The sequence below is a fragment of the Streptomyces sp. WMMB303 genome, assembly GCF_029351045.1.
In the GTDB taxonomy this organism is placed as follows: domain Bacteria; phylum Actinomycetota; class Actinomycetes; order Streptomycetales; family Streptomycetaceae; genus Streptomyces.
Window position 1 is genome coordinate 4,241,063 of record NZ_JARKIN010000001.1, and the last position, 26,899, is coordinate 4,267,961.

Here is a 26,899-nt window from a genome sequence, read left to right on the forward strand (position 1 = left end):
CGGTGCGGTCGCTCTGACCGGCGACAGCCGAGCCCTGCTCGAACCGCAACTGCGGTATGACGCAGATCCGCCCGACGTCGGCCGTGACGTCTCGGCCCCTCAGCGAGCGCGGCTAGGGGCGACCGCGGGCTCGGTGACGGCAGGGCTGTCATGGACACCCAGGCGCAGGTGTTCGACGTGGAAGAGGGCCTGGTCGAGGAGTTCGGCGACGTGGTTGTCGTACAGGGCGTAAACGATGGACCGCCCGTGGCGCTCCCCGGCGACGAGTCCGAGGTTGCGCAGCAGGCGCAGCTGGTGGGAGCAGGCGGAGGCTTCCATACCGACCGCTTCGGCCAGATCGCTCACCGAGCAGGGGCCTTCCTGCAGGCGGGCCAGGATGTACAGGCGGGACGGGGTGGCCAGGGCCTGGAGGGTGGCGGCGACGTCGGCGGTGCCGACCGCGTCGAGTCGCTCGCGAGTGGTGGCGTTGCTGCTGGTGCCGGTTCCGTGACCCATGACTCCCATCATACCGACTACACATGAAGACCTGTTCAAATATTCCTGTACGGTGGTGCCGTCCCCCCGGTTCACCCGTGAAGGGTTGCTTTGTCATGTCTTCTGTCCTGGATCAGCGGCCGGCGCCGCCCCCCGACGTGCAGCGTCAGGCGGCTCCACGCCGACGAACGCGGCTGCCGGCGCTTCCCGAGGTCCGCTGGGCATTCGCGGCCCTGGCGCTGTTCCTCCTCGCTCTGCCCGCATATCTGCTGGGCGGCCCGGCGTGGCTGTGGGGCACCTTGTTCGCCGCCACCTACATCACCGGCGGATGGGAGCCCGGATGGGAGGGCTGTAAGGCCCTCAAGGACAAGACCCTGGACGTGGACCTGCTGATGGTCGTCGCGGCGCTCGGCGCCGCGGCGATCGGCCAGGCCCTCGACGGTGCGCTGCTGATCGTCATCTTCGCCACTTCCGGCGCCCTGGAAGCCGTCGCGACCGCGCGGACCGCCGACTCGGTGCGCGGACTGCTCGACCTCGCTCCCGACACCGCAACCCGCCTGCTGCCCGGCGAAGCCGAGGAAAGCGTCGACGCCCGGACCCTCTCGGTCGGCGACACCATCCTGGTCCGCCCCGGTGAGCGGGTCGGCGCCGACGGCCAGGTGATCGACGGCACCAGCGACGTCGACCAGGCCACCATCACCGGCGAACCGCTCCCCATCGCCAAGCAGGCGGGCGACGAGGTGTTCGCCGGCACCGTCAACGGCGCTGGGGCCCTGCGCGTGCGCGTCCAGCGGGACCCGTCGGACTCGGTGATCGCCCGGATCGTGAAGATGGTCGAGGAAGCCTCCGCGACCAAGGCCCCCACCCAGCTGTTCATCGAGAAGATCGAGCAGCGCTATTCGATCGGCATGGTCCTGGCGACCCTCGCCGTCTTCCTCGTCCCGCTCGCACTCGGCGACGAGCCGCGCTCGGCGCTGCTGCGGGCGATGACGTTCATGATCGTCGCCTCTCCGTGCGCCGTGGTGCTCTCCACGATGCCGCCGCTGCTGTCCGCTGTCGCCAACGCGGGCCGGCGCGGCGTGCTCGCCAAGTCCGCCGTCGTCATGGAGCGCCTCGGCCAGGTCGACATGGTGGCCCTGGACAAGACCGGCACCCTCACCGAGGGCACGCCCCGCGTCACCGATGTCCGCCCCCTTCCCGGGACCGGCTTGGACGAGGGCGCGCTGCTCACCATGGCGGCAGCGGCCGAGCACCCGAGCGAGCATCCCTTGGCCCGTGCGGTAGTCGACGCCGCCCGCACGGCGGGCCTCACCATGCCCGGGGCCGCCGACTTCACCTCCGCCCCCGGCCTGGGCGTCACCGCCACGGTCGACGGGCACACGGTCCAGATCGGCTCCCCCTCCCGCCTGTTCACCGGCACCGCCGCCCGAACGCCGTACGAGGGAACGGTGGCTGAGCTGGAGAAGGCCGGGCGCACCGCCGTCGCCGTCCTGCGGAACGGCCAGTTGGTGGGGGTCCTCGGCATCGCCGACCGGCCGCGGCCGGATGCGAGGGCGACCGTGGCCGCGCTCTCCGAACTGACCGGCCGCACCCCGGTTCTCCTGACCGGTGACAACGAACATGCCGCGAGGCGTCTGGCCGCCGAGGTCGGCATCACCCATGTCCTCGCCGGGCTGCTCCCGCAGGACAAGGTCGCCGCGGTCGAGGAGTGGGAGGCGGAAGGGCGCCGGGTGCTGGTGGTCGGTGACGGCGTCAACGACGCCCCCGCCCTGGCCGCCGCGCACTCCGGAATCGCGATGGGCAAGGCCGGCTCCGACCTCGCGCTGGAGACGGCCGACGCTGTCGTCGTACGCGACGAGCTCGCCGCCATCCCCTCGATCGTGCGGCTCTCGCGCACCGCACGCCGCCTGGTCATCCAGAACCTGGCCATCGCCGGGACGTTCATCGCCGCCCTCGTCACCTGGGACCTGATCGGCACCCTGCCCCTGCCGCTCGGTGTCGCCGGCCACGAGGGCTCCACCGTCATCGTCGGCCTCAACGGTCTGCGCCTGCTGCGCGAAGCCGCCTGGCCCCGCCTGACCAAGGACGCCTCGTGAGCAGACGCACCCGCCGGGCACCGCCCGCGGCCGGGGTCGGCGCGCAGTCGGTCGAGCGTCTCCTGCGCGGCGCTGAGTCCGGCCGCGCCCGCGTACTTCTGCACGGAGGCGAACGGGGAGGCGGCAGTGCGAAGACCCCGAACGTCACCGCCGCCGGCACCGGCACGTCGGCCGGCAGCCGCCGTGCCACCAGGCGCGCAGTCCCGGGTGTGACTGCGCCGCTCACTCCTCCGGCTGCCAGTCCTGCAGGTCCCACCAGGGTCCGGCGCCGATGGCGTGGTCGTGCGACTCGACCTGGGTGGTCAGCCCGCGCCACTCGTCGTCGATGACGTAGACGTGGTCGATGTGGGTGAGGAAGGTGTAGCCGGGGTCCTTCTCCAACGCACGCTGAACCTTGTCGTAGGCGGTCTTGCGCACTTCGGGGTCGCGGCTGCGGCGGGCGGTGTCGAGCTGCTCGTCGACGGTCTTGTCGTGGTAGTGGGCGAGATTGTTCCAGCCGTCGCCGGCCTGCGACGAGTGCAGCGTGGGGTAGAGGTCGAAGTCGGGATCCGCGGGGAAGCCGTTGCCCGTCAGCAGGGCGTCGTGGTCGAGCCGGGGGCGGACGACCTCGCGGCTGCCGGCCCGGACGGTGACGTCGATTCCGGCCTTCTCGGCGTCGGCGGCGTAGGCGAGGGCGAGGTCCTGGCGCAGTTTCTCCCCGGAGAAGTACCAGAGGGTGAAGGCGGCGCGCCTGCCGTGCTTCGTGCGGATGCCGTCCCTGCCCGGCTTCCAGCCCGCGTCGTCCAGCAGTTTCCGGGCCCGGGGCAGGTCACGCGCCCGCCGGGTCCCCTCGGCGAACCAGGGGCTGTCGGTGGGCAGCGGACCGTAGGCGGGCCTGCCCGCGCCGTTGAGGACGGAGTCGACCATGGCCTTGCGGTCGACGGCGAGGTCGAGGGCGCGGCGGACGGCTCTGTCCTTGGTGACGGGATTGCCGCTGGGGAGGGTGACGGCACGGTAGTCGGCGGTCTTGGCGCTGAAGGTGCGCCTGTCCTCGTCCTTCTCGAAGGTCTCGGCGAGGTCGGGCGGGAGGACGGCGCCGTCCAGGTCGCCGGAGCGCAGTCGGGTGGCCCGTACGTCGTCGTCCTCGATGACGGCCACGGTGAACCGCTCGACCTTCGGCTTGCCGCCCCAGTAGTGCGGGTTCGCCTTGAAGCTGAGCTTCTCGCCCTTGCGCCAGCGGGTGAGGATGTAGGGGCCGGTGCCCACCGGCTCGGTGTTGTACGACCCGGTGTTGACGTCGGTGCGCGAGGCCACCGCCCGGGAGGCGATGGGCAGCACGGTGCGCTCGGCGAACGCCGCGTACGGGTAGGACAGCCGGAAGACGACCCGGTGCTTCCCCTCGGCGGTGACGTTCTTGACCGCGTCCAGCTCGCTCTTGGAGGGGTTGTTGGTCCTCTCGTCGAGAATCGTCTCGTAGGTGTAGACGACGTCCTCGGCGGTGAAGGGCTTGCCGTCGCTGAAGGTGACGCCCTTGCGCAGGTCGTAGGTGTAGGTGCGGCCGTCCTTGCTCACCTGCGGCAGCCGGGTGGCGAGTGCGGGCCGCAGGTTCATCTTGGCGTCGTGGGTCAGCAGCCCGTCGAATATCTTCGAGTTGCCCTCCTTGCCGTAGCCGAGCAGGGGGCTGAGGGTCTCCGGCTCCTGGGCGACGCCGACCGTGAGCGTGTCGGTGCCGCCGCCCGAACCGTCACCGCCGCCGGGCGCGGAGCAGGCCGCGGCCCCCACGAGGACCACCGCGGCGGTCGCCGCAGCGGTGGCTGTCCGTACCGTCCGGGCAGACATCCGTGGCACACTCCCTGTTCGATGTCGGCAGTTTTTGCAAACCTTTCGCAATTGGGTGCGATTAAATCACGGCGGCATGGTGCGCTATGCCCCGATACCTCCCGACGGGGCGCTCGGCGCCCGGGCAAGATCCAGCCCCAGTAACGCTGTTTCCTTCCACGCGCCGCTTCTCGGTCAGTAGCCTCGTGGGCCCGACCGGAACTCCCCGGTGAACAAAGCGAGCTGGAGACCCTTCGATGGAACGTCCCGCCTGGGCCCCGCAGGGCATCGATCTCACCGTGCCGAGCGTGTCGCGGATGTACGACTACTACCTGGGCGGTTCGCACAACTTCGAGGTCGACCGGGAGACGGCCCGGCAGGCGATCAGGGCATGGCCGGGACTGCCCAAGATCATGCAGGCGAACCGGGCGTTCATGCGCCGCGCCATCCGCTTCGCCGTCCGGGAGGGGATCACCCAGTTCCTCGACATCGGTTCGGGCATCCCGACCTTCGGCAACGTCCATGAGGTGGCCCACGCGCTGGACCGCGGGGCGCGCACCGTCTACGTCGACAACGACCCGGTGGCCGTCGCGCACAGCCGCGCCGTGCTGGGAGACGACAGCAGAGTGGGCATCGTCTCGGCGGACTTCCGCTCCCCCCAGGACATCATCGAGAGCCCCGAGGTGGAAGAGCTGCTGGAGCTGGACGAGCCGGTGGTGGTGATGCTCGTCGCACTGCTGCACTTCGTCGAGGACCGCGACGAGCCGCGCAAGTGCGTGGCGGAACTGGCCCGCCACCTGGCGCCGGGCAGTCTGCTGGTGATCTCCCACGGGTCCGGTGAGGGCGGCCCCGTGCGGGACGGCGGCGCCGCCCTCCGTGAGGTGTACAGCACCGCGAACGCCCCGCTCGTGACCCGGTCCAAGAACGAGATCGCGCAGTTCTTCGAGGAGTTCGAGCTCGTGGAACCGGGCCTGGTCGCGCTGCCGCACTGGCGCCCCGACAGCCCGCAGGAGCTGGAGGACCCGGTCGTGCTGGGCGGGTTCGCCGGAGTGGGCCGCAAGGTGGGACTCGCCGAGTGACTTCTCAAGGCGGTCCCGGAGAACACCAGGGGCACACCCGGCCGGCGTCCGGTCCGGCGGAGGACGGCACCGACCAGGGAGGCGAGGACGGGCTGCGCCGCTTCGCGCGGATCTGGAGCCGGACGGTCTACCCGGCCACCCAGACCTCCCTCACCCGGGCCGAACTGGAGGACTTCCTGCACCCGTTGGCCGTGCGGCTGGGCGAGGCACTGCACACCTTCCCGTTCAGCCCCGCGCCGGGCCGGGAGGTCGGCGAAGTGCTGGTGAACCAGGCGCACTGCACCAGTCCCGACGCACTGCCGCACATCCTCGGGGTGATCGAGTCCTACCTCGTCCTCTACGCGGGCACCCCGCGCGGCCTGGGCGTGGACGAGGCACGGTCGCGCTGCGCACGCCTCCAGCACGCCCTCGCGGCCGGGTTCACGCTCGCGGTGCGGGAGCGGACCCTGGCCGAGCAGGAAGCCCTCTCCCGCGCCGCGCTGGCCGCGCAGACCGCGGTCGAGGAGGCCTTGCACGCGTCCGAGACCCGGTTCCGGGCCGTCTTCAAGGACGCCACCCTCGGCATCGGGATCGCCGACATGAACGGCCGGCTGCGCGACGCCAACGGCGCCCTGGCCCGGATGTTCGGGCACTCCGAGGAGGAGATGCGGCGCCGCAACATCAACGACTGGGTGCACCCCGACGACGCCCCCGACGTGTGGCGGCTGCACCGCGAGCTGGCCGCCGGGCGGCGCGACCACTTCCGGGTGGAGAAGCCCTACCAGCGCCCCGACGGCACCGTGCTGTGGACCAATCTGACGGTCTCCCTGCTGCGGGACGCCGACGGCGAACCCCGCTACCAACTCGCCCTCATGGAGGACATCACCGAGCGCCGGCTGCTCCATCTGCGGCTCCGCTACGAGGCCACCCACGACGAGCTGACCGGGCTGCCGAACCGCACCCTGTTCGCCGAGCGGCTGGACCGCATCCTGACACCCGGCAACGGGGTCGCCCGGTTCGGACTGTGCTATCTGGACATCGACGGCTTCAAGACGGTCAACGACAGTCTGGGGCACGCCGTGGGCGACCAGCTCCTCGTCGCGGTCGGGGAACGCCTCCAGTCCTGCACGACCGCCCCCGCGCACCTCGTGGCCCGGATCGGGGGCGACGAGTTCGCCGTGCTGATGTCCGACCCGCAGGGCGCGGAGGAGATCACCGGCATGGCACGGGCCCTGCTCGCCGCGCTGGCCACCCCCGTCTCGCTGGACGGGCGGGAGCTGTCGGTCCGGGCCAGCATCGGCATCGTGGAGGGTGCCGCCGGAGTGCTCGAACCCGCCGAGGTGCTGCGCAGCGCCGACATCACCATGTACCGGGCCAAGGACGCGGGCGGCAACCGCTACGAGCTGGCCGACCCGGACTCCGAGGCGCGGGCGATAGACCGGCACAGCCTCACCAACCGGCTGCCCGCGGCGCTGGAGCGGGACGAGTTCTTCCTGGAGTACCAGCCGCTGATCCGGATGAGCGACGGCCGGGTGGACGGCGCCGAGGCGCTGGTGCGCTGGAAGCACCCGGTGCACGGGAGGCTCGGCCCGGACCGGTTCATCCCGCTGGCCGAACACACGGGGCTGATCGTGCCGTTGGGCCGCTGGGTGCTGGAGCAGGCCGTCGCGCAGAGCTGCGCCTGGGCGGGCGGGCAGCCGCTGCGGGTCAACGTCAACCTCTCCCCGCGCCAGCTCCACCATCCGGATCTGGTGCCGGACACCGTCGCGGTGCTGGAGTCCGCGGGCGTGGCGCCCTCGTCGCTTTGCCTGGAAGTCACCGAGAGCGCCCTGATCAGTGCGGACGAGGACGAGCTCAAACCACTGTGGCAGCTCGCCGAGCTGGGCGTCGACATCGCGCTGGACGACTTCGGCACCGGCTACTCCAACCTCGCCAACCTGCGCAGGCTCCCCGCCACCACCCTCAAGCTGGACCGTTCCTTCACCCAGGGCCTCCAGCGGCACCCGGCCGACCCGGTGGACCTCACCTTCGTGGAGGGCATCGTCTCGCTGGCGCACGCACTCGGGCTGGCCGTGACAGTCGAGGGGGTGGAGACCGAGAGCCAGGCCGATCAACTGCGCGACCTGGGCTGCGACACGGCACAGGGCTGGTACTACGCGCGTCCGTCCTCACCGGGCGAGTTCGCCAAGGACTGGGTGCCGACCGGGTGAGGCCCGCTCAGGCCCCGGACCGCGGCGGCTGCCGCGCCGCCCAGGAGGGCAGCCAGACCGCCTCGGGGAGCCCCGGCAGGCCCTCCAGGTGGGTGAGGATGCCGCGCAGGCCCGGATGCGGCTCCGTCGCGGGCAGCAGGAGCGAGATCGGGTAGGCGAGGGCCGGCTCCGCCACGGGAATGCGGCGCAGGTCGTGGCCCGCGGGCCAGAGATACCGGTCGCGTGCCCCGACGAGCGTGGCCACCTCGGCCGAGTCCGCGAGGACGTCCAGGAGGACCTCGTCCCCGAAGTGCGGGCCCGCCGCGTCGATGCGCAGATCGAAGTCGGCCGCCAGCTGATCGTAGAACTCCCCCCACTCGCTGCGGGGTGCGATACCGGGCACCCAGATCCGGTGCCCGCGCAACTGCTGCGGCGACAGCCGCCGCGCGGAGGCGAGCGGGTGCGCCGGGCCGACCAGGAGTTCCAGTGGGGAGTGGAACGCGGGGGTCATCCGCACCTCGGGCGGCAGCACGGCCGGATAGGTGACGGTGCGGAACGAGGCGTCGATCTCCCCGGCGGCGACGGCGGCGACCGCCGCGCGGGGGTCGGCGGCTCTCAGCGTCACCACGTCGAGTTCGGCCCCGGGGTGCGAGCGCCAGTAGTCGTGCAGCACGACGGCCTGCGCGCTGCGCAGGCCGAGAACGTCGATCCGCAGGGCGCGGGAGCCCGGCCTGACCGCGCTCACGCCCCGCTCGGCGCCTGCGACGATGCCCCTCGCGTGCGGGAGGAACGCCTGCCCGTCGAGCGAGAGCGCGACTCCCCGGGGAGTACGCGAGAACAGCCGTACTCCCAGTTCGCGCTCCAGCGCTGCGATCCGTTTGGAGACCGCCTGCTGGGTGACGCCCAGCTCGTCGGCCGTGTGCCGGAACTGTCCGAGCTCGGCCGCCCGGACGAATGCTCGCAATGCCTCGGTGTCCACCGCTGCACCCTAGAGGCAGACAACCGATCGTTGTGGCGCGCCGCGGAACGGTTGTCCGCCCGCGCCTCCCGCACAGGAACCTCCGGGCAGACCCTAGGCGCCGGGGGCCGCGTCCAGCCGGCGGTCGAACCAGGCCAGCAGGTCGGCCTCGACCTCGTTCCGGTTGGTCTCGTTGAGGATCTCGTGCCGGGCGCCCGGGTAGGCGCGCCAGCCCAGATCGCGCGTACCGCGGTGGCGGAAGTCCTCCAGCAGCTCGTGGACGAGCGTCAGCCCCTGATGGCAGGGGTCCTGGTCGCCGACGGCGATATGGACCGGCAGCTCGCGCGGGATCCGGGCGAACTGCTCCGGATCGTTGATCTTGCGGGAGCCGCGCACCCAGTCCAGGGACAGCCCCGCGCCGAAGGGGAAGCCGCAGCGCTCGTCCCCGACGTAGACCTCGACCTCGTCCGGGTCGCGGGAGAGCCACTCGAAGCCCGTGCGGTGTGTGAAGGGGTCGTTGAAGGAGCCGAAGAGCAGCGTGGTGAAGTCCGACGGGGCGTTCCTGCCCTCCTCGGCGACCTGCCGTTCCAGCCGCCGCACGGCCGCCTCGGGATCGCAGCCGGGCAGCGAGCGGAACGTACCGGAGAGCACCAGCCCGGAGAGGCCGCCGCCGTATTCCTGTGCGTAGTCGCGGGCGAGCTGCGAGCCCATGCTGTGGCCCAGCAGGAACAGCGGGGCACCGGCGGGCAGCCGGGCCCGGGCCCGGTCGCCGACCTCCTTGAGATCGGCGACCGTGGACCGCCAGCCCTCCGCGCCCGCCGCTCCGTAGCCGCCGGTGCCGGCGGCCGTGCGGCCGTGACCCCGGTGGTCCGAGGCCACCACCGCGTAGCCGCTCGCAGTCAGCCGGCGCGCGAACCGTTCGTAGCGCAGCGCGTGTTCGGCGGCACCGTGCGCGATCTGGACCAGCGCGCGCACCTCGCCCTCCGGCCACCAGGTGTAGCTCGCCACCGGCGTCCCGTCCGCCGCGGCCGTGACCTCGTCCCGCCGTTCCGCCACGCTCGGCCCCTTTCCACCCGGACGTCCGCCGGGCCCTCGTCGCGCACCGGCGCGCGGGTCACCGCACCGCGCGCAGGCGGTAACCGTAGCGGTAGGTGCGATCCGCGTGAAGAAGGTACTTCTCCAGCGGCGGGGCTCCCCACGAGTCGTTGCCGCCGACCCCCATCTGCCGGTGGTTGACTCCGAGCACGGTCTCCTTCCCGGGGGCGAGTTCGTAGGGGTGGCCCGGACCGTCCAGGTCGGCCGGGGTGTACCGGAGGGCGCTGAGTTCCAGATAGTCTCCGTCCTCGGTGGTGACCCGCAGACCGGCCCTGTGTTTTCCGGTCAGCTCACCCCAGCGCACACCGGTGACGTTGCCGCACTCCTGCGGGCGTACGTACGGCGTGTACCGGTCCGCCACCTCGGAGCGGTAGCGGCCCACGGGAGCACCGGTCGCGCGGTCCCGGTAGTTCTCGTGCGGTCCGCGGCCGTACCAGCCGAAGGTGGAGAGCTCCCCGGGGAGGGTGAACAGCGCCCCGACCAGCGGCAGGTCGGGCAGTCCTGAGCCGGGCTCCAGGGTGTGCGCCACCCGCACCTCCCCGTCGCCGCGCACGGTGAGGACGGTGGTGTGGGCGCTGCTCGCGGGCGAGGTCGGCAGGGTGCTGCGGACCTCGACGGCGATCTGCGAGCGGCTGTCCCGGGTGACCTGCACGCTGTCGGTGGTGCGGCGGGCGCCCGCCTCCTTCCATGTCCCGGCCGTCTTCTGGAACCCGCGGCCGCGGTCGTTGTCGGTGGGCGCGCGCCAGAAGTTGGGCACCGGGCCTTCCGTGAGCAGCACCACGCCCCGGTGCCGGAAGTCGGTCAGGGTGCCGCGGTCCTTGTCGAGGGTGAGGGAGAAGTCCCGGCCGGTGACGGTGACCTGCTCGCCGGTCTCCTCGTACTCGACGGGCGGCAGTCCGGTCTCCCGCGGCTGGGCGGCGGCCTTCTGCCACTCGGTGAGGGGGAACTGCGCGCCCGCGACCTCGTGCCCGGCCTCGGCCCAGGGGCTGCGCCGCCGCAGCACGAGGGAGAGGTTCAGCCAGTACTCGGCGCCCGGTACCGGGCGGGAGGGGCGCTCGAGGGGCAGCCGGAGGGTGCTCGTCGCACCGGGCCCGGTACGGGGCGGCCGTACGGTGCCGTGCCCGGTGCGCTCGCCGTCGCGGGTGACCTCCCAGCGCAGTTCGTAGGCGTCCAATCCGGTGAACGTGTACTTGTTGGCGATCCCGACCTCGCCCCGCGCGGCCTTCCCACCGGAGAAGGCGACCCGCTGGTAGACCCGTTTGACCTCGGCCATCGCGGGGTTGACCCGGCGGTCGGAGCGGACGACGCCGTTGCAGCAGAAGTTGCCGTCGCTCGGATAGCCGGAGACCCAGTCGCCGCCGTAGGACTGGTAGCTGCGCGAGGGATCGCCGGGCACCGGCTTCCGGATGGTCTGGTCCACCCAGTCCCAGATGAACCCGCCGTGCAGGTTGGGGTACTTCTCGAAGAGGTCCCAGTACTCCTGGAGATTGCCGGTGCTGTTGCCCATGGAGTGGGCGTACTCGCACAGCATGAACGGCTTGGTGTCGCCCGACCTGCCGTACTCCTCGACCTCGTCGGGTTTGGCGTACATGCGGCTCTCGACATCGGCGACGGAACTCATGCCCTCGTAGTGCACGGGCCGGGTCGGGTCGCGCCGGTGGAACCAGTCGGCCATGGTGCGGAAGTTCTCGCCGCTGCCCGCCTCGTTGCCGAGCGACCACAGCACCACGCACGGGTGGTTCTTGTCCCGTTCGACCATGCTGCGGGCCCGGTCCAGGCACGCCTCGGTCCACTCCGGGAGGGAGCCGGGCACGGAGTCGCGGACCCCGTGGGTCTCCAGGTTGGTCTCGCCGATGACGTAGAGACCGTACTCGTCGCAGAGCTCCAGCCAGCGGGGCGAGTCGGGGTAGTGCGAGGTGCGGACGGCGTTGATGTTGTGCTGCTTCATCAGTTCGATGTCGCGCAGCATGGTCTCCTCCGGCACCGCCTGGCCGTGCACGGGATCCGTCTCGTGCCGGTTGGTGCCGGCGAAGAGCAGCGGACGGCCGTTGAGGTGCAGTCTCCCGGGCCCGAACGTCAGCTCGCGGAATCCGAAGCGCACCCGCTGCACCTCGCTGCGGTCGCCGCCCTGATCCCGCACGGTCAGTACCAGCGTGTAGAGGCTGGGGCTCTCCGCCGACCACAACCGGGGCGCCCGCACCGTGCCGGTCAGCTCCAGGTCGGCGATGCCGCCCGCCGGGGGCTGGGCGCTGCCTTTGAGGGGGCCGGTCCGCACCCGGTGGCCGTCCGCGTCGTAGAGGACCCCGGAGACGGTGTACTTCCCGGCCGTGCCGCCGGTGGTGTCGCGTATCCGGGCGCGGACCGTGAGCTCGGCGCTGTTGCGCGCGTCGTCGAGTGCGGTGCGGACCTCGGCGTCGTGGAGGTGGACGCGGGGCACCGAGTACAGGTACACGTCGCGGAAGATCCCGGACAGGTCGATCATGTCCTGGTCCTCCAGCCAACTGCCGTCGGACCAGCGGTAGACCTGCACGGCCAGGGTGTTCTCGCCGTCCTGGAGTTGCTCGCCGATGTCGAACTCGGCCGGGGTGTAGCTGTCCTCGCTGTAGCCGACCCGCTTGCCGTTCACCCAGACGAAGAAGGCCGACTTCACCCCCTGGAAGGACAGGAGGGTGCGCCTGCCGTGCCAGCCGCGGGGCACCCGGAAGGTCCGCCGGTAGGAGCCGACCGGGTTGAACTTCGCCGGGACGTCGGGGGGTTCCGGCTGCTCGTAGCCCGTCCACGGGTACTTGATGTTCAGGTAGACCGGCTCCCGGTAGCCGTGCATCTCCCAGTTGGACGGGACGGGCAACCGGTCCCAGCCCCTGTCGTCGAAGTCGGTGCGGTGGAACCCCTCCGGGCGCTTCTCCGGGTTCTCGCACCAGTGGAAGCGCCAGTCGCCGTTCAGCGACCGGTGGTACGGGGAGTCTCCGGGCGTGCCCCTGAGGGCGGATGTGCGGTCGCGGTAGGGGATGAGGGTCGCGCGCGCCGGTTCGCGGTTCACCTGGAAGACGGTGGGGTCGGCGTCCCACTCCCGCCCGACTTCCCGCCCGGTCGGTTCGGCCCGCCCCGCGGCGGCGAAGGCCGCCTTCTGTTCCTGGAAGGCGGCCCAGCCCGCCAGAGTGCCACCGGTCGTTGCGAGAAAGCTCCGTCGTGCCCATGGCTTCGGATTCATGACTCACAAGACACCACAGAGCGACATCCCTATCAACGCTTTCGCACAACTTCTTTCATTCACGAGGTGCCCGGGCCGCCCCTCCCTGTTCGCTCTCCCGGTCGGCGGGATCGCCCTCGTCCCGGGGCCGGACCGCGGGGTCGCGCTCGGCGGCGGTGCGCTCCTGCCCGTCGCGCCGGGGCAGCGGGTGGCGCCCCGGCGCGCCCTGGGCGTCCCCAGGGTCCTCGGCCGGTGCGGACGGCGCGAAGGGCAGCGGCGTGGCGGGCCCGCGTTCCGTGCCGCGTGCCCGGGCCCGCGGCCGCGGATCCGCGGTGTCACGCGTGCCGGTCGGCGCGTCGGCCCCGGCCCCTTCCGGGTCGGCGGTGGGCCGCACCCCCGGCGCGCGGGCGGCGACGTCGGCCGGGGCCGGAACAGTCGCCGGCGCCGGGGTCGGTGGCGCGGCGGGCCGACCGCGGGTGCCCGTGCCGGAACGCGCTCCCCGGGCCGGGCTCCCGGGCCCGGCAGCCGAGTCCGCCCCCGGCCCCGGTTCCGACCGCCGCGTGCCCGCTCCCGGCCCGGCGGCGGCCCCCCGAGCGGCGCCCGCGACCGGCCCGCGCCGCCGGCCGGGACCCGTGGGCGCTGCGGTTCGGCCGGATGCGCTCTCCGGAGGGGCGCCGGGGGCGGGTTCGCCGGTGCGGCCCAGCAGACGCTGCGGCAGGACGGCGACGGCCTGCACCCCGCCGTAGATGTTGTTCTGCAGCCGGACGACGATGCCGTGCCGCCGGGCCAGGGCGGCGACGACGTAGAGGCCGATGCGGCCGTCCCGCACCAGTTCGGTGGCGTCGGTCCGGCCGGGCTCGGCGAGCACCGCGTTGAGGCGCTGCTGTGCGGCGGGGTCCATGCCCGGCCCCCGGTCCTCGACCTCGACCGCGAGTCCGGCGGCGACACGCTGGGTGCGCACCAGCACGTGGGCCTCCGGCGGGGAGAAGACCGTGGCGTTCTCGATGAGTTCGGCCAGCAGGTGGACGACGTCCGCGACGGCCTGTCCGTGCACCGTGCCCTCGATCGGAGGCACCAACTGCACCCTCGTGTAGTGCTCGACCTCGGCGACGGCGGAGCGGAGTGCCTCGGAGAGGGAGACGGGGCGGGTCCACCGGCGGTGCGCCGTCGCGCCGCCGAGTACCGCCAGGTTCTCCGCGTGCCGCCGGGTGCGGGTGGCGACGTGGTCGACGCGGAAGACGCCTTTGAGCAGGTCGGGGTCCTCGATCTGGTTCTCCAGCCGGTCGATGAGCTCGATCTCCCGGTGCACCAGGGACTGGAGCCGGCGGGCGAGTCCGACGAAGACCTCGGTCCGCTCCTCGCCGCCGTCGCGCGCCTCCGCCGTCAGCACGACCGCCTCGACGAGGGCGGACTCCGCGGCGCACTGGGCGAGTGCCGCCTCGTGGCCGAGCAGGTCCAGCGCGTCGCCGACGGGTTCGGCCTCCGGGGCCCGGGTGCGGGTCACCGGGCGCTCGCCGTGCCGCAGCGCCCAGAGCATCGAGCGGAGTTCGGCCTGCCCCCGCACCAGGTTCCGCCGCAGCGCCGCGCAGCGTGCGGCGCTGCCGCGCGCCTCGGCCTCGGCCAGCAGCCAGGCGGAGCCCAGGGCGGCACCGGCGAGCAGTGCAGCGAGCACCAGCAGGGTCCACAGCCCGGCGCCGATCGGTTCGGCTCCCTCGCGGGCTCCCAGCACACAGCCGACGACAAGGGTTCCGGTGACCGCTACCGCCCCCGAGGGCAGCAGCGCGAGCCGGACCAGGCGCCGCCGTACGGCGGCGTCCCCCACGTTCTCCCGGGCCCGGGTCTGCGCCCGCGGCCTGCCGTGCCGCCGCCGTGCGGGGACGTTTGTGCCGCGCGGCGCGGCCGGTGGGACCGCGGGCGAAGCGGAAGCGGATACTCCCCTTCCATTCAGGGTCGCGTAGCTCAGGGATTCGGCCATGGGTTCCTCGGCAGAGTTGAGGCAGGTGAGAAGTCGAACAGACAGCGCGGGACAGTCGGGAGAAAGGTGTCGGCGCCGTGGTCACGCTAGCCCCGGGGATCGGCTCCCCCTGGCCCGTACAAGAGATTCGCCAGGGTTCGCCAGCTCCCAACGAGTGAACCCACCTGGCTTTCGCTTGACAGGGCGTCCACGTCAGCCGGTCAGTACGCCCTGACGGTGACGTTCACCCGCCCCCGCAGGCCCAGTCCGGGCGGCGCGGACCCCGGCTCGGTGCGGGGAACCCCGTGGTAGGCCCGGCGCGCCGGGCCGCCGAAGACGAACGCGTCGCCGCTGCGGAGCAGCACGTCCCGCCAGGGCCGACCGCGCCCCTCGGTGTTCCCGAAGCGGAAGACGCAGGAGTCCCCCAGACTGAAGGAGACGACGGGCGCCTCGGAGGGCTCGTCACTGTCCCGGTGCATGCCCATCCGCGCACCGGCGCCGTAGAAGTTCACCAGCGCCACGTCGTACCGGACGGTGCACGGCCCCGGGCCGTACCGCGGTTCCCCGGCCGCCTCGGCAGCCGCGTCCACCGCGGCCCTGGCCCACTCCCCCAGCCAGCCGGGGAACGGCTTGACGGGCTCCCCGCCGCCGTCCACCACCGTCGGCGCGTACCCGTACGGGTACCAGTGCCGCCCCAGGCTCAGCTGGCGCACCGACATCTCACCGCCGCCCGGCATCCGCACGGTCCGCAGCCCCGCGGGCGGCAGCGCCCAGTCCCGGCACGCGGCCAGCAGGTCCCGCTGGGCACTCTCCGCCAGCCGCCCGGGCAGCAGGACGGCGCCCGCGGCGACCTCCTCCGCGGGCCGGGGGAACAGCTCCGCACTCACCCGGACCACCCTACGGCGCCGGCGGTCACCTGCCCGCGGTGTGTGAGCGGGCGGGAGACAGCCGTCGGGCAGATCACTGCGCAGGGACTGATCGCCTCAGGAATCCATGCCGTATGGTCGGACGACAGGACTCGGAGGCGAGGAGCGCGCGCGTGAGTGTGGATTCCACCGGGATGGTACTGACCGGGGTGCGGAACTTCCGGGACGTCGGCGGGCTGCCGACGGCCGACGGGCGCCGGGTGCGCAGCGGCGTACTCTTCCGCAGCGGACACCTGGCACACGCGACGCCCGAGGACGCCACCGCGCTGGGCGCACTCGCGCTGCACACCGTCTTCGACTTCCGCAACTCCGCCGACCGGGCGCTCGACGGCCCCGACATCGAGCTGCCGGGCGTGCGCAACGTCAGTCTGCCGCTCTCCGACCCGGCCGACGGAGCCGAGTTCTGGCGACTGGTGCGGGACGGCGAGCTCGACCAACTCCAGACGATCCTCGGCGACGGTCTCGCCGTCCGGCGGATGACCGACTCCTACCGCACCATGATCCGCGAGCGGACGGCCGAGCACAGCCGGATCCTGCACGCGCTCGCCGAGGACAGCCTGCCCGCGCTGCTGCACTGCGCCGCGGGCAAGGACCGGGCGGGCCTCTCGATCGCCATCGCCCTGCTGGCGCTCGGCGTCGACCGGGACGCCGTGGAGGAGGACTACCTGCAGTCCAACCACCCGCACCGGCGCTACCGGATCCACCGCAGCGGCAAGTCCCGGGCGGGGATGTCCCCGGAGGTCCTGGAACTGCTCGCGCCGCTCTTCGAGGCCCGGGCCGGCTACCTCCACGCGGCGTTCGCCGCCATCGACGAGACCTGGGGCGGCGTGGACGCCTATCTGGCCGAGGGGCTGCGACTCTCCGAGGCGACCCGCACCCGGCTCAAGTCGCGTCTGCTGGAGCCCTGAGGCCGGGCCGTCCCCGCGGAACCGCCGCAGCGCCGCTGGGCGGATACGGCCGGGCACCCGTCAGCGGTTGGCCACCGCCTGCCTGATCAGGGTGCGCCCGAAGTCCCACATGAGTCCGCCGCCACGGTGCGCGTCGTCCATGACCTGGGTGAAGGCGGCCACGAAGCGGTCCACCTCGGCTTCCCCGACCACCAGCGGCGGGATCAACTTGATCACTTCCAGATGGTCCCCGGAGACCTGCGTGAGGATCCGGTGCTTCTGCAGCAGCGGAACGACCACCATCTGCGCGAACAGCCCCTTGCGCGCCGCCTGGAGCATCGTCCAGCGACTCCGCAGCTTCAGTGACCTGGGCCTGCCGAACTCGATGCCGATCATCAGACCCCGGCCGCGCACCTCGTGCAGCAGCTCGTACTCGTCCACCAGCGCCGCGAGCCGGGAGCGGAGCAGATCCCCCGTGCGGCGGGCGTTCTCGGTGAGCCGCTCGTCGTCCATGACGGCGAGGGTGGCCAGCCCGGCCGCCATGGCCTGGGCATTGGACCCGAAGCTGGCGGAGTGCACCAGCACCCGGTCCATGGACGAGTAGACCTTCTTGAAGATCCACTCCTTGCCGAGGGTCGCGCCGACCGGGACGTAGCCGCCCGAGAGCGACTTCGCCACGCACACCAGGTCGGGATCGACGTCCGGCTCGTGCTGGTAGGCGAAGAAGTCGCCGGTGCGGCCCAGCCCGGTCTGCACCTCGTCCGCGATGAGCAGCGCCCCGTGCCGGTGCAGCAACTCCCGCGCGGCACGCAGATAGCCCGGCGGCGCCGCGTGCACGCCCTTGCCCTGGACGGGCTCCACGACCAGCGCGGCCACGTCCTTCTTCCGCAGCTCGCGCTCCAGCGCGGCCGTGTCGCCCAGCGGGACGGGGGTGTCGGGCAGCAGCGGTGCGAATCCGTCGCGGAAGCCGTCCTCACCGTTGACGGACAGCGAACCGGTGGTCAGGCCGTGGAAGGCGTGGTCGCAGTACAGCACCCTGGGTCTGCCGGTGGCGTACCGGGCGAACTTGAGCGCCGTCTCCACGGCCTCGGTACCGCTGTTGCCGAAGAAGACCCGGTCGAGTCCGGGAGCGCGGGCCAGCAGCTGCTCGGCCAGCAGCCCCGGCAGCGGCTGGCAGTCGAAGCGGGTGAGGTCGGCGAGCTGCGCGTCCAGGACGTCGTGCAGCGCCCGCCGTACGACCGGATGATGCCGCCCCACGCCCATGACGCCGAAGCCGGCCAGCATGTCGAGGTACGCGTTGTCCTCGGCGTCGTAGAAGTAGGCGCCCTCGGCGCGGTCATAGACCTTGTCGAAGCCGATGGTGTGCAGCATGCGCGGAAGCTGGTGATTGAGGTGGCGCATGTGCAGTTCGTAGCGCTCGCCGCTCCGTTCGGCCAGCAGCTTTGTCAGGTCGAAGCCGGTCACGCCGTACTCCCCTCACCCGTGCGGGCCGCACCCGCGTGCGCGGCGCCCCGCCGATGGCTCTCCCGTTCCCGCCCCCCGCCCCGGGTCTGCTCCCCGTGCGGCAGGCCGGCGGACTCCGGCAACGACATGTCGGCCCCCTGCTCTGACGATCGGTCCCGTGGCCCGCCCCTCGGCCCGGTGAGCCGGGCGAGGGGCGGCGCCCGGCGGTGCCTACCCCGCCTTGCTGCTCGCCGCCTCGCGGGCGGCACGCAGCGACTCCTTGAGGGAGCCCATGGTGGCCAGCACGGCGGTCGGCTCGTATCCGCAGTGCGCCATGCAGTTCGCACACCGGGGGTCCTTGCCGCGCCCGTACTTCTCCCAGTCGGTCTCCTCGACCAGCTCCCGGTAGGTGGCCACATAGCCGTCGCTCATCAGGTAGCAGGGCCGCTGCCAGCCGAAGAGGGAGTAGTTGGGGATGGCCCAGGCCGTGCAGTCGAAGTCGGCCTTGCCCTCCAGGAAGTCGAGGAAGAGCGGACTGTGGTTGAGCCGCCACCGGTCCCTGTTGCCCTGCGCGAACGCCTTCTTGAACAGCTCCCTGGTCTGCTCGACACCCAGGAAGTGCTCCTGGTCGGGCGCCTTCTCATAGGCGTAGGCGGGCGAGACCATCATCTCGTCCACCTGCAGCTCGTCGTTGAGGTAGTTCAGCACCTCGACGACGGTCTGCGGAGTGTCGGTGTTGAAGAACGTGGAGTTGGTGGTGACCCGGAATCCGCGGCGCTTGGCCTCCTTCATCGCGGCCACCGCCTCGTCGAACACGCCCTCCTTGGCGACGGATTCGTCGTGCCGCTCCCGCAGCCCGTCGATGTGCACGGCGAACGCGAAATAGGGCGAGGGCGTGAACTCGTCCATCTTCTTGCGCAGCAGCATGGCGTTGGTGCAGAGGAAGACATACTTGCGCCGGGCCACCAGCTGCCGCACGATCTCCCCGATCTGCGGGTGCATCAGCGGCTCGCCGCCCGCGATGGAGACCATCGGCGCCCCGGACTCCAGCACCGCCCCCACCGCCTGGGCCACCGGCATCCGCTGCTTGAGCACTCCGGCGGGGTGCTGGATCTTCCCGCATCCCTCGCACTTGAGGTTGCACGCGAAGAGCGGTTCCAGCTCCACGATGAGCGGGAATCTCTCCCGCCTGCGGAGCTTCTGCTGGAAGAGATACGTCCCGATACGGAGCGTCTGGCGGAGCGGCATGGCCATTTCTGGCTCACCTCCAGGGGAGCAGCAGGGATCGGTGCCATTCGAGAAAGGCGGGCAGGACTCCGCGAAGCACGCGGAATGCCGATATTCCACCCCGCAGTGTCCCGATGCGGATCAGCTCATGGCCGGGAGCGTCCACCACCACCCGTACGGCCGCAACCGGACGCCGGGCCGTGCCCGCCGCAGCGGTGTCCAGAGCCGCGGCGGACTCCATGTCCGCCGCGATGGCTCCGGTCTCGTGCAGGACCGCCCTGGCCCGGCCCCGCACCACATGGTCGGTTCCCACCAGCGGGCCCACATGGACGGTTCCGTACCGGGCCGCGGCGGCGGCCAGCAGTTCGGTCCCGGTGCACGGCGTGTGGCCCCGGGCGTCCCGGGTCTGCGCCGCCACCACCAGGTCGCCCGGACGCATCCCGGGCGCGAGCCCGGCGCAGAAGCCGGTGGCCAGCACCGCGGTGGCGCCGGGCACGGTCTCCCGGGCGAGCGCCCCGGCCAGGGCGCGCCGCGCGGCCTGCGCGCCCATGCCGCTGCGCACGAGCCGCACGTCCCCGGCTCCGGGTCCCCCGTCCGGCTCTTGGCCGCCCGGATGCTCCAGGCCCCGGCGCAGCGCGAGGTGCTCGATGCCGAGCGCACACGTCAGCAGCAGTGGGCCCGGGGCCGCCGGGCTCTCCATCAGGCTCCCCGCCGCACGGCCCGCTCCAGGCCGTCACCGTGCAGATAGCGACCCAGTGCCGTGAGCGGAAAGACCATCCGGTAGAGGTGGTAGTTGATCGAGAAGTCCCAGGGGAATCCGGTTCCGGTGAAGTACGGCTCGTCCCAGTAGCCGTCCTCGCGCTGGGTGCCGGCCAGCCAGTCGATGCCGCGTTCGACGGTGTCGCTCTCCCGCTCCCCCGCGGCCAGCAGCGACATCAGCGCCCATCCGGTCTGCGAGGCCGTGGAGGTGCCGGTGCCGCTCCATCCCGGGTCGATGTAGGAGCGCAGGTCCTCGCCCCAGCCGCCGTCGGTGTTCTGCACGCGCTTCAGCCAGTCGACGGCGCGCCGCACGGCGGGGTGTGAGGTGGGAAGACCGGCGGCGATCAGAGCCGGGACGGCCGAGCCGGTGCCGTAGAGGTAGTTGACTCCCCAGCGGCCGAACCAGGAGCCGTCGGCCTCCTGCTCCGCCAGCAGCCAGGAGACGGCCCTGCGGGTCCGCGGATCGTCCTGCCGGCCCTCGGCGGCCAGCATCTCGACCACGTGCGCTGTCACATCGGCCGACGGCGGGTCGATGACCTCGCCGAAGTCGCAGAACGGCAGCCGGTTGGGGAACCTGCTGGTGTTGTCGACGTCGAAGGCGCCCCACGCGCCGTTGCCGGACTGCATGCCCAGGCTCCAGCACACGGCGCGACCGATGGCGCGTTCGACCCGCTCGGGGTCGGGGTGCCGGATGCGGCGCAGCGCGAGTGCGACCTCGGCGGTGTCGTCGGTGTCGGGGTAGTTGTCGTTGTGGAACTCGAACGCCCAGCCGCCGGATGTCAGCCGGGGGCGGCGCACCGACCAGTCGCCGGGGCGGACGACCTGCTCGCCCAGCATCCAGTCGGCTGCCTTGACCAGCGCCGGATGGTCGCGGGGCAGTCCGGCGTCCGCCAGCGCGATGGCGGCCAGACAGGTGTCCCAGACCGGGGACTGGCACGCCTCCACCATCCGGGTCCGCTCGTCGGTCCAGACGGCGAAGCGGTCCAGCGACTCCAGTCCGGCCCGCATCACGGGGTGGTCGAGGTCGTAGCCGAGCAGCCGCAGTGCGATCAGCGAGTAGACGGCGGGCGGCTGGATACCGCCCCAGCAGCCGTCGTTCTCCTGACGCTCGATGATCCAGCGCGAGGCGTCCTTGAGCGCCGCCCGGCGCAGTCGACGGGGCGCCACCCTGCGGTAGGCGTGCAGGACCCGGTCGATGCGCTGGAACGCGCCGTCCCAACTGTTCGGCGGCGCCATCGGGGCGTGCGGCAGCGGGTGGGCCGGGTCCCGGTGCAACTCATCCAGGTCGAAGGGGGCGGGGCGCACGGGGCGGAAGGCGGAGACGACGGTGAGGGGCACGATGGTCTGCCGGGCCCAGCAGCCGAAGTCGTAGATGTTGAGCGGGACCCACTTGGGGAGGTAGATGATCTCGGGTGGCAGCTCCGGCAGGTCCTCCCAGCGCCACCAGCCGAACAGCGCCAGCCAGATCCGGGTGAAGACCCTGGCCTTGGCCACCCCGCCGTGTGCGCGCACCCACTCCGCCGCGCGGACCATGTGGGGGGCCTCGGGGTGGTCACCGGCCAGCTTGAGCGCGACGTACCCCTCGACGGTGGTGGACAGGTCACCCGGTCCGCCGTGGAAGGTGGACCAGGCCCCGTCCGCGTGCTGCCGGGAGCGGATGAACCGGGCGGCTGCCGTGTAGGTCCTGTCGTCGCCGATGCCGAGGAACTCGCGCAGCAGCAGGTCCTCGGCATCCATGGTGACGTTGGTCTCCAGGTCCCCCTTCCACCATCCGGCCTCGTCCTGGCGGGCGAGCAGATGGTCCACTGCGCGGGCCGCGGCGCGCTCGGCCGCCGCGGTGGCGCCGCCGCTCCGGGCGGGGTCAAGGACAGCGGAGTCGCGCCTGTGCTGCTTCGTTCCGGAGACGCCGGGTCCAGCGGGGCCGTCCGTCGTGGCTGTCATCCCTTCTCCTTCCGAAGTGTCCGAGTGCTCGGAGCTGCGGGAGCGGGCGGCTCACCCCCGCCGTACGACGACGAAGTCGGCGAGCGCGGCGAACTGGTCGCGCACCCTGCCGGGCATCGCCACCGAATCCAGTGCCGCAAGCGCCGTGGCGTGCTGGCGCTGAGCCTCCTGGGCGGTCCACTCGCGCCCGCCGGCCTCCTCGATCAGCGCGGCGCGCTCGGCGAACTCCGCCTCGTGGAAGTCCTCGAATTCCGCCTGGCTCTTCTTCGCGTCCTCGGCCATCAGCTTCGCGAGGCGCGCCGCGGCGGGCCCGTCGGCGCCGAGCGCGGCGGCCACCGGCAGCGACTTCTTGCGCTGCCGCAGGTCGCTCCAGGTCTGCTTGCCGGTGGCCTGCGGGTCGCCCCAGATGCCGAGCAGGTCGTCGACGGCCTGGAAGGCGAGGCCGAGGTGGTGGCCGTAGGCCTCCATCGCGTCCGCCGTACGGTCGTCGGCGCCGCCGAGGACCGCGCCGATGGAGGCCGCGCAGGCCAGCAGCGCACCGGTCTTGTTGCCCTCCATCTCCAGGCACTCCTGCACCGTCACCCGGTCGCGGTGCTCGTAGGAGATGTCCTGCGCCTGCCCGTCGATGAGCTTCCGGGTCGCCATCGTCAGGCGCCGCGTTGCGCGCCCGGCCTCCGGGGTGCCCAGCTCCAGCAGTATCTCCCCGGCCAGCGCGAACAGCGCGTCACCGACCAGGATGGCCTGTGCGGGTCCGTGCACCTTCCAGACGGTGTCGCGGTGACGGCGCTGCTCGTCGCCGTCCATCAGGTCGTCGTGCAGCAGGGAGAAGTTGTGCACCAGCTCGACGGCGACCGCGCCGGGCAGGCCGGTCTCCGGCGCGCCGCCGGTGACCTCGGCGGACAGCAGGGCCAGGGCCGGACGTACCGCCTTGCCTCCCCCGGAGTCGGAGGGGCGGCCCTCGGCGTCGATCCAGCCGAAGTGGTAGGCGGCGACGGCGTCCATCGGCGGGGCGAGCCGCTCGACTGCCGCACGCAGCTCCGGGGTGGCGAGTGTCCGCCCCCGCTCGAGCATCGCGCTCACGTCCCCGGGCCCGGCCTCTTCTCCCTGCACGCGCTCGTTCACGAGTTGTCGGTTCGGCGGGGTCACAGGGTCTCCTCTGTGCGGTGCTGTCGTGCTGGCTGTACGGATCCGGCCGGCCGGGCCGGCCGGATCTGCTGCGTCAGTGGTGCTCATGGGCCCTTCCTTCGGTGCCGGGGACCGGTTCCGCGCTGTGCGGGCGGCCCAGTGAGGCAAGGGCCTCGTGCGCGGCGTTCGCTCCACTGCGTACCGCGCTCTCCATGGTCGCGGGCCAGCCCGTGGCGGTCCACGCGCCGGCGAGGAGGATGCCCGGGGCCAGGGTGCGCGCCGGCGGGCGCAGCCGCCCCACGCCGGGCACGGGGTCGAAGGTGGCGGTGCGCTCCCGGGTGACGAAGAAGTCCCGTACTCCGGCTCCCGCGGCCGCCGGCAACAGCCGCTCCAGTTCCGGGAGGTACCGCTCGCGGAGCGCGGCGACCGGCAGGTCGATCTCCCCCTGCGCGACCGACTGGGAGAGCGCGAGGTACTGGCCGCCGCCGGTGAGCCCGGAGGCGGCGGTACGGTCGAAGACCCACTGGACCGGGGTGCCGAGCGCGGCGAAGAACGGCCTGCGCAGCACCGTACGGTCGTAGACCACGTGGACGTTGAGAATCGGCGCGGTCCCGATGTCCAGCAGTCGCCCGGGGTCGGCGAGTGCCCCGGCCGGCAGCAGCCGGTAGGCCTCACGCTGGGGCACGGCGAACACCACCGTGCCCGCGGTCAGCTCCGATGCTCCGCTGCCGCCCCGGTCCACGGTGATCCGCCAGCCGCCGTCCTCGGTGGGGGCGGGGTCGACGGCGCGCGCCCGGGTGCGCAGTAGGGTGCGCACGCCTGCCGCCTCCAGGGCCGCGCGCGCCTGGTCGTCGTGGATGTCACCGAGCGGCACGTGCGCCCAGCCGATGTCGGCGGCGCCGGATTCGGAGAGCAGGCCGGTGCGGAAGACCTTCGCCGCGAGCCCCAGCGACGCCTGCGGCGCGCGGGCGTTGAGGGTGGCGGTACCCACCAGGTCCCAGAGCGCCTCGACGGCACGCGCGGACTGGCCGTGCCGGTGCAGCCAGGTGCCGAAGTCGACGGCGTCCAGGGCGGGGTCCTCCGGGTCGAGTCCCTTGAGGGCGAGTGCCGCACGGGCGACCGCCCCGCGTTCGGCGGCCGAGAGGTGCCGGTACCCGGCCAGGCTCGCGCCCAGGTGCAGCGGAACGGGCAGCGCTGCGCGGCGCAGCCGTGCGAGCCGCGGCCGGGTCCCGCCGACGTCGAGGACCGGCACGTCCAGCCGGTCCTGCAGCGGGGCCAGCCCGCCGGCCCCGACCCGGTCCAGGAACCAGCGGTAGGCGGTGCAGCAGCGCAGGTAGACGTGCTGGCCGTTGTCGACCGTCAGCGGCCCGGCGGGGGAGTCGCGCCGGAAGGAGAAGGCGAGTCCGCCCAGCCGGGGCCGGGTCTCCACCAGGGTGGTCTCCACTCCGGCCTCGACGAGCCGCAGCGCGGCCGTCATCCCGGCGAGGCCGCCGCCGAGGACCACCGCACGCCGCGCGGCACCGGACCGCAGCTCGTCCGCGGTCATGGACGCTCCTCCCCCGGGCGCGGCACACTGGGCACGGCCCGCATCCGCTGGGACGCCCCACCGGGGCCGGGGGTTGTCCGGCGCCCCGGGCCCAGCGGCATCAGGCGGTCCACCGGGACGTCCGGCGGGAGACCAGTCGGGCGTCGAAGCCGGACAGGCCGCGTACCGCCACGTACGCCTTCTCGTGCCCCGGCAGCGAGACGCGCCCGCGCAGCACGGCGGCGGGGTCCGCCGCGATGCGGTCCAGCAGGCGGTGGTAGATCCCGGCCATGGCCGCGACGCAGGCGCCCGAGCGCCGGTCGAGCATCGGCAGCAGCCGGTAGCCCTCGGCGAACAGCGCGCGTGCACGCCGTACCTCGAAGTGGACCAGCCCGGTGAAGTCGGCACCGGGCGGCACCGTGTCGGTGGTAAATCCGGTGGTACAGCCAAATTTCTCGAGATCCTCCGCCGGCAGGTACGTGCGTCCGCCCTCGGCGTCTTCCCGTACGTCGCGGAGAATATTGGTCAGCTGGAGGGCGAGCCCCAGGGTGTCGGCGTACTCGGAGGCGCGGGCGGATTCGCGTGCGCCGGGGACGGTTCCGAAGACGCCGAGCGAGAGCCGTCCGATGGCGCCCGCCACACAGCGGCAGTAGGCCCTCAGGTCGTCCCAGGTCTCGTAGGAGGCGCCCCGGACGTCCATCAGGACGCCGTCGATCAGTTCGTCGAGCGCGTCGAGGGGGATCGGGAACCGCCTGGCTGCGTGGCTGAGCGCGACGGCGACCGGGTCGGTGTCGTCCCGGGCGATCCCCTGGTCCCTGATCCGCGCGAGCAGCTCCCGGGTCCCCTCCAGGCGCTGCTGTTTGGCCTCCGGGGAGAGGTCGCCGTCGCCGATGTCGTCGACCCGCCGGGAGAAGGCGTACAGCGCCGACATTGCCTGCCGTTCGGCCGCCGGGAGCAGCCGGATGCCGTAGGCGAAGTTGCGGGCCTGCTGTCCGGTGACGGCCTCGCAGTAGCGGTAGGCGGCGATCACCTGCGGGTGGAGGTGCTGCACCGGCCCGGCCGGGGCCGGGTCCGCTCCGGTGGTCCTCGCGTTCGTTCCCACCGTTCCGGTCACCCCTCTCCTCGCAGGCTCGCCCAGGACTCGCGCAGGACGCCGGCGGTACCGGCCCGGGGAGCCCCTGCCAGTACGTCGTAGCGCGCGGAGCGCAGCGCGGCGGCCGCCGCGCGCCCGCCGCCGGTGAAGCCCGCGAGCAGCAGCCGGAGCCTGCCGCGCACGCTGCGCACCAGCGGCGTGCCCTCGTCCAACAGGTCCAGGGCCCGCTCGGTCTCGTAGGCGATCAGGGCACGCACGGAGGCGTTCGCGGTCGGGGCCGCGAGGTCGGCCTCGGTGACCCGGAAGCGGGCCATGTCCTCGGCCGGGAGGTAGATCCGGTCGCGGGCCAGGTCCTCGGCGACGTCCTGGAGGTGCTCGATGAGCTGGAGTCCGGTGCAGACCGCGTCCGAGTGGCGCACCCGTTCGGGTGTCGTGGTGCCGGTGAGGGCGAGGACGAGGCGGCCCACCGGGTTGGCGGACAGCTCGCAGTAGCCGAGCAGCTCGCCGTAGGTGCTGTAGCGGCGGACCTTCTGGTCCTGCCTGTTGGCCTCGATCAGGGCGAGGAACGGCTCGGGGGTCAGGCCGTGGCGCCGGACGGTGGGCACCAGGGCGCGCAGCAGTGGGTGGCCCGGCCCCGGGGCACGGGAGCGGCTGCGGTCCGCGGGCCGCGCGTGCGCCGTCGTCCCGCCCCAGGGCATGCCGTCGAACACCCGGTGCACGTCGGCCTCGAAGGCGTCGAGCATGGCGAGCGCGTCGTCGGCCCGTTCGGGTGCCAGGCCGAGCGAGGAGGCGTGTGCGGGCGCGGCGGCGCCCAGGTCGCCGTCGCCGATGTCGTCGACGAGGCGCGCGTACCCGTAGACGGCCATCAGGTCGTTCCGCCAGGCGCGGGGCAGGAAGCGGGGCGCCACCGGGAAGTTCTCCGCTTCGGCCTTGGAGAGCACCGCGCTCGCGTGCGCGTCCTCCTCCGGGGTCACCACGTGCTGCCCATGGCCATTGCCGTCACATCTCCGTTTCTACACCGCTGCACCAGAAGATCCTATTTCGGACACGCCGCACGCGCTGGCCTGCGGAAGCGGCCGTCGGTACAGGTGGGCCGATGCTCCGTTCGCCGGACTTACCGCGCATCAGCACCGAAACAGCTTACGCCGTACATCGACCATGC

Annotated in this window: 19 protein-coding genes; 4 read left to right on the forward strand and 15 right to left on the reverse strand. The window is 72.7% G+C overall.

Annotation, left to right across the window (positions count from 1 at the left end):
- Window positions 1-99 precede the first annotated feature (99 nt).
- The gene (locus P2424_RS18925; RefSeq protein ID WP_276476933.1) at window positions 100-495 is read right to left on the reverse strand and encodes a metalloregulator ArsR/SmtB family transcription factor; all 396 of its coding nucleotides are present in this window, start codon (window positions 493-495) and stop codon (window positions 100-102) included.
- 95 nt (window positions 496-590) lie between these two features.
- Between P2424_RS18925 and P2424_RS18930 the strand changes: the two genes are divergently transcribed.
- On the forward strand, window positions 591-2,570 hold the full coding sequence (locus tag P2424_RS18930; RefSeq protein ID WP_276476934.1) for a heavy metal translocating P-type ATPase: 1,980 nt from the start codon (window positions 591-593) through the stop codon (window positions 2,568-2,570).
- Between the two features lie 222 nt (window positions 2,571-2,792).
- Here the strand turns inward: P2424_RS18930 and P2424_RS18935 are convergent, their stop codons facing one another.
- Window positions 2,793-4,388, reverse strand: coding sequence for an ABC transporter substrate-binding protein (locus P2424_RS18935; protein ID WP_276476935.1), 1,596 nt, complete (start codon window positions 4,386-4,388; stop codon window positions 2,793-2,795).
- Window positions 4,389-4,624: 236 nt separating this feature from the next.
- Between P2424_RS18935 and P2424_RS18940 the strand changes: the two genes are divergently transcribed.
- Both P2424_RS18940 and P2424_RS18945 read left to right on the forward strand, forming a co-directional pair.
- Entirely contained in the window at window positions 4,625-5,446 is an 822-nt protein-coding gene (locus tag P2424_RS18940; RefSeq protein ID WP_276476936.1) for an SAM-dependent methyltransferase, read from the forward strand.
- 92 nt (window positions 5,447-5,538) lie between these two features.
- Window positions 5,539-7,635 carry a GGDEF and EAL domain-containing protein gene (locus tag P2424_RS18945; RefSeq protein WP_276479024.1) on the forward strand — a complete coding sequence of 699 codons (2,097 nt, stop codon included), beginning with the start codon at window positions 5,539-5,541 and terminating at the stop codon, window positions 7,633-7,635.
- 7 nt (window positions 7,636-7,642) lie between these two features.
- Here the strand turns inward: P2424_RS18945 and P2424_RS18950 are convergent, their stop codons facing one another.
- From P2424_RS18950 to P2424_RS18970, 5 genes are all read right to left on the reverse strand, one after another.
- A complete protein-coding gene (locus P2424_RS18950; protein ID WP_276476937.1) occupies window positions 7,643-8,593 on the reverse strand; it encodes a LysR family transcriptional regulator in 951 nt (316 codons plus the stop codon).
- 93 nt (window positions 8,594-8,686) lie between these two features.
- Window positions 8,687-9,628, reverse strand: coding sequence for an alpha/beta hydrolase (locus P2424_RS18955; protein ID WP_276476938.1), 942 nt, complete (start codon window positions 9,626-9,628; stop codon window positions 8,687-8,689).
- 58 nt (window positions 9,629-9,686) lie between these two features.
- Entirely contained in the window at window positions 9,687-12,878 is a 3,192-nt protein-coding gene (locus P2424_RS18960; protein ID WP_276476939.1) for a glycoside hydrolase family 2 TIM barrel-domain containing protein, read from the reverse strand.
- A 55-nt stretch (window positions 12,879-12,933) separates the two neighbouring features.
- A complete protein-coding gene (locus P2424_RS18965) occupies window positions 12,934-14,832 on the reverse strand; it encodes an ATP-binding protein (RefSeq protein WP_276476940.1) in 1,899 nt (632 codons plus the stop codon).
- A 200-nt stretch (window positions 14,833-15,032) separates the two neighbouring features.
- Entirely contained in the window at window positions 15,033-15,698 is a 666-nt protein-coding gene (locus P2424_RS18970) for an alpha-ketoglutarate-dependent dioxygenase AlkB (protein ID WP_276476941.1), read from the reverse strand.
- Between the two features lie 173 nt (window positions 15,699-15,871).
- Here P2424_RS18970 and P2424_RS18975 point away from each other — a divergent pair, with 173 nt between their 5' ends.
- Complete coding sequence (locus tag P2424_RS18975; protein WP_276479025.1) at window positions 15,872-16,645, forward strand: tyrosine-protein phosphatase; 774 nt, start codon at window positions 15,872-15,874, stop codon at window positions 16,643-16,645.
- Window positions 16,646-16,705: 60 nt separating this feature from the next.
- On the opposite strand, the gene P2424_RS18980 is transcribed toward P2424_RS18975, so the two are convergent.
- From P2424_RS18980 to hpnC, 8 genes are all read right to left on the reverse strand, one after another.
- Complete coding sequence (locus tag P2424_RS18980) at window positions 16,706-18,088, reverse strand: aspartate aminotransferase family protein (RefSeq protein WP_276476942.1); 1,383 nt, start codon at window positions 18,086-18,088, stop codon at window positions 16,706-16,708.
- Between the two features lie 210 nt (window positions 18,089-18,298).
- Entirely contained in the window at window positions 18,299-19,321 is a 1,023-nt protein-coding gene (gene hpnH / locus P2424_RS18985; RefSeq protein WP_276476943.1) for an adenosyl-hopene transferase HpnH, read from the reverse strand.
- Window positions 19,322-19,328: 7 nt separating this feature from the next.
- Window positions 19,329-19,994 carry a 1-hydroxy-2-methyl-2-butenyl 4-diphosphate reductase gene (locus P2424_RS18990; protein ID WP_276476944.1) on the reverse strand — a complete coding sequence of 222 codons (666 nt, stop codon included), beginning with the start codon at window positions 19,992-19,994 and terminating at the stop codon, window positions 19,329-19,331.
- Complete coding sequence (gene shc, locus P2424_RS18995; RefSeq protein ID WP_276476945.1) at window positions 19,994-21,994, reverse strand: squalene--hopene cyclase; 2,001 nt, start codon at window positions 21,992-21,994, stop codon at window positions 19,994-19,996. Before shc ends, P2424_RS18990 begins: the two co-directional genes overlap by 1 nt.
- Before the next feature lie 51 nt (window positions 21,995-22,045).
- Entirely contained in the window at window positions 22,046-23,065 is a 1,020-nt protein-coding gene (locus tag P2424_RS19000) for a polyprenyl synthetase family protein (RefSeq protein WP_276479026.1), read from the reverse strand.
- Window positions 23,066-23,213: 148 nt separating this feature from the next.
- Window positions 23,214-24,665, reverse strand: coding sequence for a hydroxysqualene dehydroxylase HpnE (gene hpnE, locus P2424_RS19005; RefSeq protein ID WP_276476946.1), 1,452 nt, complete (start codon window positions 24,663-24,665; stop codon window positions 23,214-23,216).
- Window positions 24,666-24,765: 100 nt separating this feature from the next.
- The gene (gene hpnD, locus P2424_RS19010; RefSeq protein ID WP_276479027.1) at window positions 24,766-25,695 is read right to left on the reverse strand and encodes a presqualene diphosphate synthase HpnD; all 930 of its coding nucleotides are present in this window, start codon (window positions 25,693-25,695) and stop codon (window positions 24,766-24,768) included.
- 59 nt (window positions 25,696-25,754) lie between these two features.
- Entirely contained in the window at window positions 25,755-26,714 is a 960-nt protein-coding gene (gene hpnC, locus P2424_RS19015) for a squalene synthase HpnC (protein ID WP_276476947.1), read from the reverse strand.
- Between the last annotated feature and the right edge of the window lie 185 nt (window positions 26,715-26,899).

Coding starts and splice junctions, on each gene's coding strand:
- hpnE (WP_276476946.1), bottom strand. CDS start 24,665: ATGACCGCGGACGAGCTGCGGTCCGGTGCCGCGCGGCGTGCGGTGGTC.
- P2424_RS18990 (WP_276476944.1), bottom strand. CDS start 19,994: ATGGAGAGCCCGGCGGCCCCGGGCCCACTGCTGCTGACGTGTGCGCTC.
- hpnH (WP_276476943.1), bottom strand. CDS start 19,321: ATGGCCATGCCGCTCCGCCAGACGCTCCGTATCGGGACGTATCTCTTC.
- P2424_RS18940 (WP_276476936.1), top strand. CDS start 4,625: ATGGAACGTCCCGCCTGGGCCCCGCAGGGCATCGATCTCACCGTGCCG.
- P2424_RS18925 (WP_276476933.1), bottom strand. CDS start 495: ATGGGTCACGGAACCGGCACCAGCAGCAACGCCACCACTCGCGAGCGA.
- shc (WP_276476945.1), bottom strand. CDS start 21,994: ATGACAGCCACGACGGACGGCCCCGCTGGACCCGGCGTCTCCGGAACG.
- P2424_RS19000 (WP_276479026.1), bottom strand. CDS start 23,065: ATGCTCGAGCGGGGGCGGACACTCGCCACCCCGGAGCTGCGTGCGGCA.
- P2424_RS18930 (WP_276476934.1), top strand. CDS start 591: ATGTCTTCTGTCCTGGATCAGCGGCCGGCGCCGCCCCCCGACGTGCAG.
- P2424_RS18935 (WP_276476935.1), bottom strand. CDS start 4,388: ATGTCTGCCCGGACGGTACGGACAGCCACCGCTGCGGCGACCGCCGCG.
- P2424_RS18960 (WP_276476939.1), bottom strand. CDS start 12,878: ATGAATCCGAAGCCATGGGCACGACGGAGCTTTCTCGCAACGACCGGT.
- P2424_RS18965 (WP_276476940.1), bottom strand. CDS start 14,832: ATGGCCGAATCCCTGAGCTACGCGACCCTGAATGGAAGGGGAGTATCC.
- P2424_RS18975 (WP_276479025.1), top strand. CDS start 15,872: ATGGTACTGACCGGGGTGCGGAACTTCCGGGACGTCGGCGGGCTGCCG.